11 protein-coding genes and 3 pseudogenes are annotated in these 15,454 nt (G+C 63.7%); 4 read left to right on the top strand and 10 right to left on the bottom strand.

Going from position 1 to position 15,454, the window contains the following annotated elements:
- Window positions 1-329: 329 nt before the first annotated feature.
- Window positions 330-1,373, top strand: a complete 1,044-nt coding sequence (locus JJ889_RS15810) for a toprim domain-containing protein (RefSeq protein ID WP_086467043.1) — start codon at window positions 330-332, stop codon at window positions 1,371-1,373.
- 25 nt (window positions 1,374-1,398) lie between these two features.
- Here the strand turns inward: JJ889_RS15810 and JJ889_RS15805 are convergent.
- The 3 genes and pseudogenes from JJ889_RS15805 to JJ889_RS15795 all read right to left on the bottom strand — a co-directional run bounded on the left by JJ889_RS15805 (window position 1,399) and on the right by JJ889_RS15795 (window position 3,928).
- Window positions 1,399-2,392 (bottom strand): annotated as a pseudogene (locus JJ889_RS15805) (tyrosine-type recombinase/integrase).
- Window positions 2,393-2,409: 17 nt separating this feature from the next.
- Entirely contained in the window at window positions 2,410-3,336 is a 927-nt protein-coding gene (locus JJ889_RS15800) for a tyrosine-type recombinase/integrase (protein ID WP_086467044.1), read from the bottom strand.
- 112 nt (window positions 3,337-3,448) lie between these two features.
- The gene (locus JJ889_RS15795) at window positions 3,449-3,928 is read right to left on the bottom strand and encodes a tyrosine-type recombinase/integrase (protein WP_217895528.1); all 480 of its coding nucleotides are present in this window, start codon (window positions 3,926-3,928) and stop codon (window positions 3,449-3,451) included.
- A gap of 208 nt (window positions 3,929-4,136) precedes the next feature.
- On the opposite strand from JJ889_RS15795, the pseudogene JJ889_RS15790 reads away from it, so the two are divergent.
- Together JJ889_RS15790 and JJ889_RS15785 are read left to right on the top strand one after the other, a co-directional pair.
- A pseudogene (locus tag JJ889_RS15790) lies at window positions 4,137-4,502 on the top strand (recombinase family protein); the annotation flags it as partial.
- Between the two features lie 188 nt (window positions 4,503-4,690).
- A pseudogene (locus JJ889_RS15785) lies at window positions 4,691-5,256 on the top strand (IS630 family transposase); the annotation flags it as partial.
- Window positions 5,257-5,530: 274 nt separating this feature from the next.
- Here JJ889_RS15785 and JJ889_RS15780 read toward each other — a convergent pair.
- Window positions 5,531-6,562, bottom strand: coding sequence for an IS110 family transposase (locus JJ889_RS15780; protein ID WP_086467046.1), 1,032 nt, complete (start codon window positions 6,560-6,562; stop codon window positions 5,531-5,533).
- Between JJ889_RS15780 and JJ889_RS15775 the strand changes: the two genes are divergently transcribed.
- On the top strand, window positions 6,556-7,125 hold the full coding sequence (locus tag JJ889_RS15775) for an IS630 family transposase (RefSeq protein ID WP_086467051.1): 570 nt from the start codon (window positions 6,556-6,558) through the stop codon (window positions 7,123-7,125). The genes JJ889_RS15780 and JJ889_RS15775 overlap by 7 nt on opposite strands.
- 69 nt (window positions 7,126-7,194) lie before the next feature.
- Here JJ889_RS15775 and JJ889_RS15770 read toward each other — a convergent pair whose 3' ends face one another.
- The 6 genes from JJ889_RS15770 to istA form a co-directional block, all read right to left on the bottom strand.
- The gene (locus tag JJ889_RS15770; RefSeq protein ID WP_291896842.1) at window positions 7,195-8,298 is read right to left on the bottom strand and encodes an ABC transporter permease; all 1,104 of its coding nucleotides are present in this window, start codon (window positions 8,296-8,298) and stop codon (window positions 7,195-7,197) included.
- A gap of 1 nt (window position 8,299) precedes the next feature.
- Window positions 8,300-9,394: an ABC transporter permease gene (locus tag JJ889_RS15765; protein WP_291896840.1), complete on the bottom strand. Its 1,095-nt coding sequence runs from the start codon at window positions 9,392-9,394 to the stop codon at window positions 8,300-8,302.
- Entirely contained in the window at window positions 9,391-11,145 is a 1,755-nt protein-coding gene (locus tag JJ889_RS15760; RefSeq protein WP_291896837.1) for an ATP-binding cassette domain-containing protein, read from the bottom strand. The genes JJ889_RS15765 and JJ889_RS15760 overlap by 4 nt, the downstream gene beginning before the upstream one ends.
- Window positions 11,146-11,155: 10 nt before the next feature.
- Complete coding sequence (locus JJ889_RS15755; protein ID WP_086467049.1) at window positions 11,156-12,115, bottom strand: efflux RND transporter periplasmic adaptor subunit; 960 nt, start codon at window positions 12,113-12,115, stop codon at window positions 11,156-11,158.
- Window positions 12,116-12,177: 62 nt separating this feature from the next.
- Window positions 12,178-13,071: an IS21-like element helper ATPase IstB gene (istB, locus tag JJ889_RS15750; RefSeq protein ID WP_291896832.1), complete on the bottom strand. Its 894-nt coding sequence runs from the start codon at window positions 13,069-13,071 to the stop codon at window positions 12,178-12,180.
- Entirely contained in the window at window positions 13,068-14,555 is a 1,488-nt protein-coding gene (istA, locus tag JJ889_RS15745) for an IS21 family transposase (RefSeq protein WP_176342615.1), read from the bottom strand. Before istA ends, istB begins: the two co-directional genes overlap by 4 nt.
- Window positions 14,556-15,454: the final 899 nt, after the last annotated feature.

The raw sequence follows: 15,454 nt of genomic DNA, 5'->3' as shown, positions 1-15,454 counted from the left end.
CGCGTCCGTTGATAATTCCATAACTACATACGTTGGCCAATTTCGGGGGTCCCAAGCTGTTCGGAGCAACGCTCCCTCTTCGCTCCCTAAATCCGCTCTTTCCCTAAAATTCGCAAGGTAGCCGTGAAAAGACGCTTACTCCGGAACACGCCCGGCCGCAGCCTCTATGTCCGTCTCACGGGACCGGAGTCCGGTCCTGGCGCCGCCGGCAAATGGACTGATTATGTTGCGCGGCGGGTTATGTTGCGGCCCTGCGCTGGGCATCGGTGTTGCGAGAGATCGGCAACTTCTCCGCAACATAATCTCAGCCCGTCCGGGAGGGTCGCGTGATGCCCCGCGACGCTTCCGAGCTGGCGCGCCGCCTCGCGCGCGCCGCCGAGGCGGTCTGCCGCCATTATCTATCGAAGGGTCGACGCCAGGGCCGCTATTGGACGGTGGGCGACGTGCGCAACACGCCCGGCCGGTCGATGTTCGTGCGGCTGAGCGGGCCGGACTCCGGCCCCGGCGCCGCCGGGCGCTGGACCGATGCCGCCTCAGCCGAGTACGGCGACCTGCTCGACGTGATCCGCGAGAGCTGCGGGCTGACCCAGTTCCGCGAGGTCGCCGAGGAGGCGCGACGCTTCCTGGCGTTGCCCCGCGCCGAACCGCCGCATGAGCCGAGACCGCCCGTCCCGACCGGTTCGCCCGAGGCCGCGCGGCGGCTCTGGGCTATCACGAAGCCGCTCGCCGGCACTTTGGCCGAGGCGTACCTCCACGCCCGCGGGATTGAGACCGTCCACCATGCGGGCGCACTGCGGTTTCACCCGCGGTGCTACTATCGCCCGGACGATAACGCGCCGACCGAGACCTGGCCGGCGATGGTCGCCGCCGTCACCGACCTTTGCGGCGCCATCACGGGCGTGCATCGCACCTGGCTTGCCCCGGACGGCTTGGGCAAGGCGCCGATCGACACGCCGCGACGAGCCATGGGCGGTCTCTTCGGCCATGCCGTCCGGTTCGGTGCGGCCGGCGACGTCCTCGCCGCCGGTGAAGGCATCGAGACGATACTGTCGCTGCGATGTGCGCTCCCCGCCCTGCCCATGGCGGCGGCGCTGTCAGCGAACCACCTCGCCGCTCTCCAGTTCCCGCCGGCGCTCCGTCGGCTCTACATAGCCCGCGACGCTGACGCCGCCGGCGACACGGCGGTCGCGGCGCTCACCGAACGAGCCGAAGCCGCTGGCATCGAGGCGCTGGTCCTCTCTCCGCAATTCGGAGACTTCAATGACGACCTGCGAGCGTTCGGCGTCGGCGCCGTTCGCGCGTCCGTGCGTGTTCAGCTCGGTCCGCAGGATGCAGTCCGCTTCATACGCCGGAGAACGGCCAGGACGGGGTGACCGAAGTCGGCACCCCGTCGCCGACTCACAAGGCCTTCAGGAAGGCCATGAGGCCCTTATCCTCCTTCCATGACCGAACGGTCGCGGCTGCCCCACCTTGCAGAGTGCGACGGCGTTGGCCTTCAGCGTCAGGTCGATCTCGGCATAGATGTTGGTCGTGCTGATCGAGACGTGTCCGAGCCAGGCGCGGATAGTGTTGATGTCCACGCCGGCGAGGACCAGGTGGCAGCCGTGGTGTGCCGGATCACGTGCGGCGTTATCGTCCGATCGGGCAGTTCCGGGACCTGAGCTGCGCAACGCTCGATCAGGCGATAGATCCCGAAGCGGGTGAACGGCGTCCCGAGCCGGCTTACGAACACGGCGTCTTCGCCCGCGCGACCGGTGATCTCGTCCGCCAGAACGCGCTCGGTTTCCGGCCACAGCGGGCAGTGCCGCGTCGTGCCGCCCTTGCCGTGCAAGGTGGCGAGATCGTGCCCGCCTTTCCGCGATCCGATCTGCAGATCGCACACCCTCAGTTGGGTGGCCTCCGACACCCTTGCACTGGTGTTGTAGAGGAAGAGCAGAAGCGCGTACTCGCTCCGGCCCCGCCGGGTCTTGCGGTCGGGCGTTGCCAGCATCGCCTCCATCTCCGCCCTGGTCAGCCATCCAACCGGCGGCGGCATCGATCTCTTCGACGCGATAGCCCGGATGTGACCGCACCATTCGACATGAGCCGGATCGCGGCTGCCGACGAAGCGCGCGAACGTGCGTATGGCCGCCAGTCGCTGATTGCGGGTCCGGGCCGAGCAACCTCGATCCGTCTCGAGATGAGCGAGGAACTGCAGCACCCATCCGGACGTGATGTCCGATACCATAAGCCGGTCCACGGGCTTGCGCACCTTCCGGCTGACGAAGGGCAGCAACAGGCTGAAGGTGTCGCGATAGCTCTTGCGGGTGTTCCGAGCGAGATTGCGTTCGGTAACGATGTGCTCGCACAGGAACCGGCGGAGCCACGGGCCGAGGGCTGCGAGGTCAGGCATGCCGACCTCCCGCCGCATTAGCGGGCGAACCGCAGCGACGTCTGCTCCAGCAGCTCCGGCGTCATCGACAGATAGACCTTCGTGCCCTCCAGATCGGCGTGACCGAGATAGGTGGAGAGCACCGGCAGCAGCCGTTGCATATCGGCGCCCTGCCGATACCAGCTCATCAGGCGATGGACGGCGAAGCTGTGCCGAAGGTCGTGCAGCCGCGGGATTGTCCGGCCGCCTGCTGCGCGGTGGACCCCGGCAACGCGCCGCAGCGTGTCGAACGCGGCCTGCACGGTGCTGCTGGCGAGCCGCGTCCCATCCCGGTTCGCGAGGAGCAACGCGTCCCGGCCGTTCGCGAGTCCGGCGCGCTGGCGCAGGGACACGTGGCTGTCCAGCACTGCGGCAAGCTGAGGTCCGACCGGGACCAGCCGGCTCTTGTAGAACTTGGTGGCCCGGATGGTCACGACGGCGTTCGCCAGATCAACGTCGGTCAGCGTGAGGCGGGTCGCCTCCCCGAAGCGTAGCCCCGCCCCGTATAAGAGGAGAAGCAGGGTGCGGAACGTCACCGCATCCAGCTGGACCGCGCCGCGCCGGCTTGCCTCCACGGTCGCGGGATCGAAGAGGCGCGCAAGCTCATCGCGCGAGTAGATGTAGGGCGGCGCCCGAACGGGCGATCTCGGCGCGTCGACCGGCATGGACGAGCGGGTCGCATGGCCGCGGCTGATCGCGTGACGCCAGAAGCCGGCAAGCGCGTAGTACCTATTCTCGCGGTGACGCGTCGGCGGGCTCTCGCCCGCCAGGTAGGCCAGGACCTGCCCCGTGGTGACCGCGTCGCAGGCGGCGTCGCTATCGGCATGGTCAAGGAAGCGGCGTAGGAGGTTCGCGCCGGTCGTGAACTTCGCGCCGTGAGCCCGTCGCCAGAGCACATAGCGTTCGATCGACTCGCGCAGGATCATGCCAGGCCCTCCAGGTCGAGAGCGGCCACCTCGCGAAGCGCGGCGAGGTCGACCTTGGCGTAGATCGCGGTGGAGGACGGATCGCGGTGGCCAAGGAAGTCCCCGATCACCTTCATCGACGTGCCTTGATCCAGCAGATGCTGGCCGCGGCATGCCGCAGGGCGTGGGCCCCGCGTCGGCCGGTGACGACGTCGATGCGCGCCAGCCGGTCGCGAACCATCTCGCCCAGGGCTTTTCGGTCGAGTGGCCGGACCGGCGCGAGCGTCGTGAAGAAGAGACTGCGCCCGAAGCCGGACGGCCGCGCCTCCCTGATGTAACGCAGAATGGCGTGGCCCACGCCCTGCGACAGCGGCCACAGATGGGTTCGCCCCGGTTTCGGGCAGCGGACCCGAAGCATTGCGTTCTCCCAGTCCAGATCGTCCAGCCGCAGACCGCCGACCTCTCCGGTCCGAAGCCCGTACCCGATGAACAGCATCAGGATGGCACGGTGCGTTACGTCGGCGACGGCGATGGATTTTGCGTGGGCAACTCTGCGAACCCCAACACCTGGATCGAGGTTCGGCTGGCGGACTTTGACGCGCCGGGACTCCATTCCCCTGACGGCCGGCGCTCGAAGGGGCTTTTGGAACAAGTGGCGTTTGGGCAGACGGTGAGCTACGAAGCGCGGCGCGGTCGAAGCGACCGGGTTATTGTCTATGATCTATTATACCAGCGGCAGTCGTCACTGACCGCCATGCGCCCAGCCGCAACCGCTTCGAGACGAGCGCGGTCAGCGGCACTCACATTGACGACGATTCCCTTATCGGAACCTGATCTCGGTCCTGAAGAACCCGTTCTACGCTGGCGTCTATGTCTACGGCAAAAGCGAGAAGCGGACCGAGATCATCGGAGGCCGGGCCCGCAAGAGCTATGGTCACGGCAAGCCGATCGGCACCTGGGAGGTGATGATCAAGGATCACCACGAGGGCTACATCAGCTGGGCGGAGTACGAACGCAACCAGAAGCAGCTGGCCAACAACACCTATGGCTGGCCCGGTGGCGCCAAGTCCAGCCGGGGCGGCCGCGCGCTGTTGTCAGGGATGTTGACCTGCGGGCGGTGCGGCCGCCGGCTTGCCGTCACCTATGCGGGCAATGCCGGGAGCCGTCCAGTGTATCGCTGCGACAAGCTGGGGCCGTTGCCACAACCGCCGGCACGAACATTGGCGGAGGTCGCGCCGGGTTTGCGCTGCGGGCCAGCCGACGCCACGTGAAAAGCTGCTGCGGCGTCAGTCATACCAACGGTGCCCGATACCGACCCGTAGGGGATTCCCTTTCGGACGGAAATGGGATTCAAGGCTGGCGAAGGAGAATCGCCATGCCGCCATCGAGGATTGGGCTCCGGGACGATTTTGACGCCGGCGCGCTTCGCCGCCTAGCGCGGCGTAGCCGGGACAACCGCCAGACCCGACGTCTGCTGGCACTGGCGGCGGTCTATGACGGGATGAGCCGCGAGGCTGCCGCCGCGGTCGGCGGCATGGACCGGCAGACGCTCCGGGATTGGGTGCATCGCTTCAATGCCGAAGGCCCGGACGGCCTGATGGACCGGCCCCGCCCCGGCATGCAACGGCGCTTGAGCGACGCGCAGATGCGGGAGCTGGCGGAGATCGTGGAGACAGGGCCCGATCCGGCGGTCGACGGCGTCGTGCGCTGGCGGCGGATCGACCTGCAGCGCGTCATCGAGGAGCGCTTCGGTGTCGTCTACAGTGAGCGCACGATCACCGATCTGCTCGCCGCGTTGTCGTTCTCCTACATCAGCGGCCGGCCGAAGCATCCGGGCCAGGATGCGCGCGTCATCGAGGCGTTCAAAAAAACTTTCCGCGAACGCTCCAGGCCCACATAGGCCACTTGCCGAAGCACCGGCGGATCGAGATCTGGTTTCAGTGTATGGTTCGCCTCCGGTTTGCAAGAAGAAACGATAGTCCCAGAAGACCCTGCTTCAGCGTATCCGGCTTGTTCGTGGGCGAGTGCCCGAGCCACAATGGGAGCCGCTGGGATGCGTTCCTTACAAGATGATCAGACTTTTTGATCTACTGCCACCACCAGGTTTTGCGTGTCCCGGTCGAAGCAGGGCGATCTACTGGAACCATCAGGCTGCACATCCGATCAGATCACGGTGCCATTGGCTTCTTCTTGCAAGTCGTTCAGCTTCGCGCCGTCAGGCCGCGACCGGCTGAAAGGGTTCGTTCCTCGATAAGACCGCCCAGACGATCCGGGCAACCTTGTTGGCGCTCGCGACGACAATCTTGTTGGTGTGCATGCCCCGTGCGCAAAGCCGTTCCATAAATTCCGCCATTCGACTTTCCCGCTTTCTGCGATGGTAAAATGCCGACCGCATGCCGTGTATCATCAGCGTTCGAACATGGGTGTTTCCGCGTTTCGATATCCCGAGCAGGATCGTCTTGCCTCCGGTCGAGCGCTGTCTGGGTACAAGTCCGAGAAAGGCGGCGAGATCTCGCCCTGTCCGGAAGTCAGAGATGTTGGCGACGGCGCTATAAAGGGCTGTCGCCACGATCACGCCGATGCCCGGAATGGGAAGCAAGGCCCGGCAGACAGAGTTGGATTTGGCGAAGGCTTCCAGTTCGTCGTCGATCTTGGAAAGGCGAGCGTCGATCATCGTGTATTCGGCAATGAGCGTTTCGAAGAGCGCCCGCGAGACCGCAGAAAGATCGACCTTTCCGACCTCCATCAATTCCGTCTGAATGTAGCGTTCGAAACGCGCCCGCCCTGAGGGGATCACCAGGCCGCGTTCGCGCAACAGGCCACGGAGCTGATTGATGATCGAGGTTCGTGCCGTCACTAGCCGTTGGCGCACACGATGGAGCGCCTGCATGTCCAGTTGTTCATCGGATTTGATTCCGACCGCATGGCGGCCCGGCCGTTGTGCGGCTTCGGCGATCGCCAGCGCATCGTTCCAGTCGTTCTTTTGCGCTTTTGCGAAGGGCCGCACGCTCTCCGGGGTCAGCAGCTTGACGTCATGTCCCATCGCGATGAGCTGGTGGGCAAGCCAATGCGCGCCAGAACACGCCTCGAATGCTACACGCAGGCACTCGCTGCGCCGATCGCCGAAAAACGCCAGCAGCCGTGAACGGGTAAATTGCTTTCGCAGGACGATGTCGCCATCGGCGCCCAGGCCGACGACGTGGAAGCTGTTTTTGCCGATATCGATGCCGATCTGCTTGAATGTCATGTGATGCCTCCTTGTTGAGACGGCGAAAATATCCGCCGGGGAGGAGGCGAACCATCCCACAAGATGAAGCCCGGCTCGGACAGAAGAACGGCCGCACCCGGATCTGGGCCAAGAGGGGGACGCGCCCACGCCTCCCGGCCGACCAACGTTATGAGAACGCCTACCTGTTCGGCGCGATCTGCCCCAGGCGCGGCGTCGGCGCCGCGCTCATGCTGCCGCACGCCAACATTCCGGCCATGCAGATGCACCTCGACGAAATCAGCCGCACCGTGGCCCGGCGCGCCCATGCCGTCGTCCTGATGGACCGCGCCGGCTGGCACAAGACCGACAGGCTCAAGGTCCCGAAGAACCTCACCATCATCCTCCTCCCGTCACGGTCCCCCGAGCTGAACCCGGTCGAGAACATCTGGCAGTATCTACGCCAGAACTGGCTCTCCAACTCCGTCTTCGAGACCTACGACGCCATCCTCGACGCCGGATGCGACGCTTGGAACCGCCTCCTGGCAAAGCCCCAGACGATCATGTCCATTGGTCTCAGAAACTGGGCACATGGCGGTCAGTAACTACTGCCGTTGGTATTAGTTAGGGCCTTACCAATTCTCCGAGCCAGACGACAGTCTCAGCCGAGACCACTATGGCTTGCCGCGCCGAAAGATGAGCATCGCTGTGGCGAAAAGAGGCGCGCCGATCGCCAGGAGCGCGAGCGCCTGCAGCCAAAGCTCGGACAGGCCTATCCCTTTCAGGAACACGCCGAGGATCACGTCCATGTAATGGCGCAGCGGGCTCCCGAGAGAGAGAGTCTGCAACAGCGCGGGCATGCTTTCAACGGGCGCAAGTGTCCCGGAGAGGAACATCAACGGGAACAAGCTGAAAAAGCTCAGCAAAAGGGCCTGCTGCAATGTTCGGCTCACGCTTGCGATCAGCACGCCCAGCGAAATCGCGCTCACAAGGAATACCGCAGTGAGCGCAAGGAAGAGAAGGAAGCTGCCCCGCATAGGCACGCCGAACCACCAGACGATCAAGAGGCTCGGGAATATCGAGAGGAGCCCGATAACGAGTGTCGGGAAGGTCTTGGCGACGAAGAGCTCCGCCGTGCCGATCGGCGTCACCTGGAGCTGCTCGATAGTGCCGGCTTCTTTCTCGCGGACGATGGAGGCCGCTGGATGGATCACCCCCACCATCATGGCGGCAAGCGCAATCATGGAAAGCACCACGAATGAGGTGTAGGTCTGGTCAGAGTTGTACCAGACCCGGACTACCGGCTGGACACCCCCTCCGGCCGCCGCTGCGGTTGTCGGAGCCGCCTGGAAACGGTTGACGATCTCAAGCGCATAACCGCGGGCCTGTGCCGCCATGTTCGAATTGGTCCCGTCAAGGAGTACCTGCACGGTAGGCGCGTCGCCCCGCGCCAAATCATGCTGGAAGCGTTCCGGGATGACGAGCGCAACACGTGCCCGGCCCGTCTGAAGCCAATCTGTCGCCGCAGGCGCGCTAGCGGGATACCCGGCGGGCGCGAACGCGTCTGTTACCAGAAAGCTTTCGACCAGGGCGCGACTCGCTGATGTCTGGTCGAGGTCGACGACGGCGAGCGGCATGTCATTGACTTCGAAGGACAGAGCGTAGGCGCAGATCACCACCTCGATCGTGTAAAGCCAGAGGATCAAGACCAGCATCACGCGGTCGCGCAGCAGCTGAATCATCTCCTTTACAAGGAGGCCGGCAAGCCGCGTGCCCATCTCACGCCACCTTCTTGCGAAACCGCCACGCCGCGAGCGCGAAGATGATTGCCGTGTAGGCGAAGAGTAGCAGGACAGAGGGCCAGAGTTCCGGCAAACCGGCGCCCTTGAGCACGACGCCCCGCGAGAAGTCTACGAAATATTGCACCGGGAACAGGCGCGTATAGAGCTGGAGGACGTAAGGCATGGTGGATATTGGGAACAGGAATCCCGAGAACAGAAACGAGGGCATCAGCGTCACGATGAGCGCCAGTAACATGGCGACGAGTTGGCTTTTGGTGACTGTGGAAACCAGAAGCCCAATGCCGACGGTGCAAAAGACATAGACGAGCCCCACCAGAAGGAGGAGGCCGATGCTGCCGCGCAGCGGAACATCGAACCACAGGAAGCCCACGGCGATAACCATGACGATCTGAACAAAGGCAATAAGGCCATAGGGCACGAGCTTTCCGGTCAGAAACTCGGCCGGCGTAAGTGGTGATGCGAAGATCTGCTGAATCGAACCACTTTCCTTTTCACGGGTGATGGCAAGCGCCGTCAGAAGCGGCGGAAACGCCATCAAGATCACGCCGAACAAGCCTGGAATCACGAAAGTTACGCTGCGCAACGCCGGATTATACCAGACGCGGGCGTCAACGTGGACGCTCGGGGACGCCTCACTATGAAAATCCGAGACGATGGCTGCTGCGTAGGCTGCGACGAGGTTAGCAGTGGCGGAATAAGTGCCGTCCACGAGCACCTGGACAGGTGCCGTCCCATCGCGCGCGAGGGTGTTCTGAAACTTCGGCGGGATAACGAGCGCGAGCTTAACAGTGCCACGCTGCAGCCCCTTCTCGACATCCCGATTATCGGTGAAATCCTGTGCGAGCTGGAAGTAGCCGCTCTGAATGAAACGATCGACGAGTGCCCGGCTGTCCGGGGACCGGTCCTGGTCGAAAACCCCTATGGGAACGTTGTCCACGTCGAGCGAGATCGCATAACCAAACAGAAATAGCATCAGTAGCGGCATGAGAAGGGCGACCACGACCGTGATGGGATCGCGAACTATCTCGGTCGTTTCTTTTTCAACGATAGCGGCTATACGGGTGAATTTCATCGCGCTTCTCCGATTGGCCGAACTGCCTGCGTGCGCTCCCGCTCGATATAGGCAAGAAATACGTCCTCGATCGTTTCCAGACCGTCTTGCGGCAGGCCGGCGCGCAAGGCCGCGAGGTCGCCCGCCGCAATCAGGCGGCCCTCGTACATGAGCCCGAGGCGGTGGCAGTAGGCGGCCTCCTCCAGATAATGCGTCGTAACGAGCACAGCTGTGCCGGCCGCAGCCAGCGTGTTGACGAGTCGCCAGAAGCGGGAACGCGCCTGGGGATCGACCCCGGAGGTCGGCTCGTCAAGGAACAGGACGGCCGGACGGTGCAGGATGCCGCAGGCGAGTGCGAGCCGCTGGCGCACGGCGCCGGAAAGGCCGGAGACAGCTTCGTCCGCGAGGCCGTGGAGCCCGGTGACGGCGCTTGCCCAGGCGATAGCCTCTCGGGCCGGGCGGCGTTTTATCCCGTAGGCGCTGGCGAAGAATGCCAGATTCTCATGCACGGTGAGATCGTGGTAAAGCGAGAAGCGCTGGGACATGTAGCCGATACGCTGGCGCAATCGGCGCGGTTGCGAAGCAATGTCGATACCCACGACACGCGCGGTTCCGTTCGAAGGCGGCAAAAGACCGCAGAGCATACGGATGAGTGTGGTCTTGCCGGCGCCGTTCGGGCCGAGCAAGCCGAAGATTTCCCCAGGGTTAACCTCGAAGGAGACATCGTCTACAGCGACAAAATCACCGAAGCGGCGGGTCAGCCGGCGCGTTTCCACACTCTCGGCCGGTTCGCGATGACCCTTCGAAGCGGCAAGCCGGGCGACTTCAGCAATGCCTGTCGGAACCTCGGTACGCACGCCCTTGCGCAGGACAACGAAGACATCCTCCATCGAAGGCGTGGCCGGTTCCACCCGTCCGAGCTGTTCGAGCTGTTTGCGCAACTCATTCGAAAGACCCTTGGCCGGCTCCACGACAAAGCGGACATCCGTCGGCCGCCACTGGCTTCCCAGCATCTCCGGAGCTTCACTCAAGACATTCTCGACCGCGACCGGATTGTCTGTTTCCACTTGGAATACAGCTCCCTGCGCGCGAGCACGCAGCTCGTCGGGAGACCCTTGCGCGGTTATCGAACCGTGGTCGAGGAAAGCGACGTGATCGCACATTTCCGCCTCGTCCATGTAGGATGTTGCGAAGACAATCGTCGCACCCTCGTGCCGGAAGTCTTCCAGCATCCGCCAGAGTTCGCGACGCGAGAGCGGGTCCACCCCAAGGCCGGGCTCGTCGAGGAGCAGCAGGGGCGGCTGATGAATCAGGTTGGTGCACAGGGCGAGCTTCTTGCGCATGCCGCCCGACAGTGTGCCCTCCCGGCGATGAAGAAAGGGGGTGAGCGCGGCCATCGCGAGGATGCGCTCGCTCCTTGCGGCGTACACAGCCTGAGGCACGGCGCGCACCTTGCCGGCGAAGGCCAGGTTCTCCGCGACAGTAAGGTGATCATAGAGCGTAAAGCCTTGCGCCATGTAGCCAATCCGGGACGTGACTTCGGAGGCTTGCCGTACTGTGTCGAAGCCGAGCACCCGGCAGTTGCCCTCGCTCGGATCGAGAATGGCGGCCAGGAGTTGAAGGAGCGTCGTCTTGCCTGCCCCATCAGGCCCGACGAGACCAAAGATCTCGCCCCGCGCAATTCGCAGATCGATTGCACTGATGGCCCGAGCGTGGCCGAACCGCCGGGCCAGTCCCTCGGCTTCAATCATGTTGTCGCCCGCGCCGCTCATCGCCCCCGCCTCACTGCGGAACGAAGAGTTGCGGTGGCCATCGTGTGCCGGAACCCCAAAGTATCCAGGCATCAGCAGGCATGCCGGGCTTGAGCACACCATCAGGATTGTCAAGGACAAGCGTCACGCCGAAGACCATGCGCGTCCGCTCCTCCGGCATGTGGATATCGCGGGGCGTGAACTGCGCCTGCTGATCGACCCGCGCGACCCGCCCTTCGAACAGACGGTCGGGAAAGGCGTCCACCCGGACGCGCGCAGAGGCGTCGAGCTTGACCTTGCCGATGTCCTTCTCGGGAATGAAAACCTTGAGTTCGATGCGAGAAAGGTCGGCCAGGATAGCCACCGTTCGACCTGGCTGGGCGAACTCGCCCACCTCTATCGTCTTCGCCAAAACGGTTCCGGAGACCGGTGTGAAAACACGCGTCTTTTTGACTTGGTTCGCCACAAGGGCAAGCTCCTTGCGCGCGGCTTCGATCCGGCCTTCGATCGCGCCGATCTCCGCTTCCAAAGCGCCAACCCGGCCTTGGGCGTTCCGGAACGCGTTTTCCTCCTGTTCGACCCGCTGTGGCGACACGGTACCCCGCTTGCCAAGTTCCCGGTAGCGGGAGAGCTCACGTTCGGCAGTCTCATAGTGATGGCGCCAGACCTGCAGCTCGCGCTCCGCCTGTTCGCGCTCCCGCCGTCGCGCCTCGACCCCGGCCTCGGCTTGCTCTTTCCGCAGGATGAAATCGGCGTCATCGAGTCGAAGCAGGAGGTCGCCTTTGGTGACGGTTACACCTTCGTCAATCCGACTCTCGACGACTCGGCCCGCTACCTCGACGGCCACCCGCACTTCCGTACCTTCGATGTGGCCGTTGCCGTAGAGCAACTGTTCAGGAAGCGGCGCTGGCCGCAAATAGAGGTACAAGCCATAAGAGCCGCCAGCAATGGTGGCCAGCAACAGCGCGCTCAAGAGCCATGTTTTTCTCACGCGGGCGTCCTCCTATAGCGCGACAATCTGGGTGAGATGCTGGCGACAATCAGGATGAGATTCTATGTCGCGGCATCGGTGATGATATCACCGTGTTTGTCACCGGCAAGGTTTTCTTCAGCCGGTGTTTGTCGCTCCGCGTCAATCAGAGGTGTGTTCTTGATTGTCGCGTATGCGGCGGGCCTGCCCCTCTTGCGTTTGGCCTCGAGCGCGGATCGCCGCCTGTAGCTCTCGACATTCATCTCGAAGATGGTGGCATGGTGAACGAGCCTGTCGACGGCGGCGAGCGTCATGGCGGGGTCGGGAAAGACCCTGTTCCATTCGCCGAAGGGCTGATTGGCGGTGATCATGACGGAACGCCGCTCATATCGCGCCGAGATGAGTTCGAACAGGACACTGGTCTCGGCCTGATCCTTGGTGACATAGGCGAGATCATCGAGGATCAGCAGATCGAACTTGTCGAGCCTGGCGATGGCGGCCTCGAGCTGCAATTCGTGGCGGGCGACCTGCAGTCTCTGAACCAGGTCGGTGGTTCTGGTGAACATGACCCGCCAGCCGTTCTCGATCAGCGCCAGGCCGATGGCGGCGGCGAGATGGCTCTTTCCGCCGCCGGGCGGGCCGAACATGAGAACATTTGCCCCCTTGGCCAGCCAGCTGTCTCCTGCGGCCATGGCCATGACCTGTGCTTTCGAGATCATGGGAACAGCGTCGAAGTCGAAGCTGTCCATCGTCTTGCCGGACGGCAGGTGCGCTTCGGCGAGATGACGGGCGACCCTGCGGTGAGCGCGTTCGGCCAGTTCATGTTCGGCGATGGCAGCCAGGAAGCGGGCGGCCGGCCAGCCTTCCTTGTCGGCCTGCTCGGCGAAGCGGGGCCAGAGGGTCTTGATGGTGGGCAGCCGCAGGTCGTTCAGCATGATACCGAGGCGGGCCTCGTCAACGGTGTGGGAGGTCTTCATCCGCGTTCTCCCGCTCTTTGCGTCGATCCGACGAGGGCTTCATAGCTGTCCAGGGAAACGGACCGCACCGTGACGGTCGGCAAGCTGGCGGGGTCCGGGGCGAACCTGCTTCGCAGGGCGGCCAGATCAGGCAGATCGCCGGCCTTGAGGATCCTGGCCAGTTCCCCTGCGAGGGCCGCTTCGCAATTGCGGTCATGGGCAAGGCCGAGCAGTTCGACCGTGGCCTTGCAGGCCTGCCGTTCAGGCAACCGGGCGGCAAGCGCCTCGAAGGCCCGCCGATACTCTGCCCGCGGGAAGAGCTTGTCGCGATAGACAAGATGCAAAAGAGCCATGGGCTTTCTGCGCAGCGAATGGATGACATGGTGATAGTTCACCACCTGGTCGTGTTTGCCATTTGCCCCGGCGCGGCCCCTTGGCAGCGTCAGCAGGTGGGTGCCGCCGATGAAGAGCTCCAGCCGGTCGTCGAACAGGCGCACGCGCAGCCTGTGGCCGATCAGGCGGGAGGGCACGGTGTAGAAGACCTTGCGCAAGGTGAAGCCGCCGGTGCTGGAGACGGTGACGATCACCTCCTCGAAATCCGTGCTGCGCCGTTCGGGCAGATCCTGAAGATGCGGACGCTCGACCGCGATCCCCTTGCCATGAGCGGCGTTCCGCCGGCCGACGATCTCGTCGATGAACGCACGGTAGGCCCTGAGGTCTTCGAAGTCGGGACTGCCTCGCATCAGCAACGCATCGCGGATCGCCCCTTTGAGGTGGCCGTGCGCGCTTTCGATCGAGCCGTTCTCGTGCGCCACGCCCTTGTTGTTGCGCGTTGGCGTCATGCGGTAATGGGCACAGAGAGCCTCGTAGCGTGCGGTGAGATCCGACCGGGCTTGCGCATCAAGGTTGCGGAAGGCGGCCGAGAGGCTGTCGCTGCGATGATAAAGCGGGACGCCGCCTGCCGACCAGAGCGCATTCTGAAGCCCCTCGGCCAGGGCGACGAAACTCTCGCCACCGAGAATGACATGGGCATGTCCGAAGCCCGACCATGGCAAACGGAAGTGATAGAGCAAATGCTCCAGGGGCTGACCTGCGAGCGTCACGCCGAGGGACCCCATGTCGGTGAAATCCGACAGTCCGAGCCGGCCCGGCTCGTGAACCTGCCGGAAGATCACCTCCCTGTCTTCCCCGTGGATCGCCCGCCAGGCGCGGATCCGCCGCTCCAGTGTCCGGCGAATACCCGGCTGCAGGTCGGGATGGCGGCGCAGCATCTCCTCGTAGATGGCCACCGGGCGAAGCCCGGGCGCGGCCCGCAACATAGGCACGACTTCCGCGTCGAATATGAACTCCAGCGGATCGGGACGCCGCCGCCCTTTGGCCGGCGTCTTCTGCGACGGGAGCCGGGGATCCTGCACGATCCGATAGGCGGTTGCCCGGCTCATTCCCGCCTTCGCGGCGGCGGTCTCGATGGGGTGATCTTGTCTCAGCTTCATGAAAAGTCTCATCTGATGATCGGTTACATGGCGCCCCGGCACAAAGGTGGTTCCCCATTCCAGAAAACCACCAGCGTATCGGGCCGGTCGCGATCACAGACCCCAAAATCGGGCGCAGCGGCGGGTGTATGCCTCCGGTCGGGCTACGCCCTCCCTGCGACACACACCCGCCGAAACGTCTCATCCTGATTGTCGCTGAGTCTCATCCTGTTTGTCGCTGCGCATCCTCCTTCGTTCTCTTTGTTTATACCAGCGAATAGGTCTTGCCCGCGCCTGCTTCAAGGAGGAAACTGCGCCCCTCTCCGAGACAGGCTATTACACGTGCGTCGGCGTCTCGCGCCGCTATAAGCGCGGGGTTTGGTGTCTCCTCCGCAGTCATGCCACAACCCCCGCGGCCGGCGGGGCGATTGCCGGCGGAGGTACATCCTGTTCCGCTAACCACACGAGGCCATCCCGGATATAGCGTGGGACCGTCCACTTCTCCTCGCCCAGTGCGAGCGTCAGCGCGACCTCGGATTTCTTCAACGTGAGCGCTTCAGTCCAGGCTTGCCCCTCCCGTTCCTCTGCAGATGGCCCTGGAAAGGGAATGAGCCGCCCGGCGGCGCCGGGGCCGGAGTCCGGCCCCCGCAACCATAAAAAGCCCGCTAGTACAGCACGCTAGCGGGCTTTTCGACTCTCAAGCTATAGTCCGGAAATGCGATCGGGTACTATATGGGTACCACTAAGAATCAAGCTGTAGCCATACTCGGAGGAGGAGTGTTCGATATTTCGTAAGCGTCTTTTCACGGCTACCTTGCGAATTTTAGGGAAAGAGCGGATTTAGGGAGCGAAGAGGGAGCGTTGCTCCGAACAGCTTGGGACCCCCGAAATTGGCCAACGTATGTAGTTATGGAATTATCAACGGACGCGGT

The organism is Maricaulis sp. (genome assembly GCF_017643475.1).
Classification (GTDB): Bacteria; Pseudomonadota; Alphaproteobacteria; order Caulobacterales; family Maricaulaceae; genus Maricaulis.
This window is presented reverse-complemented; position numbering and strand designations above follow the sequence as displayed.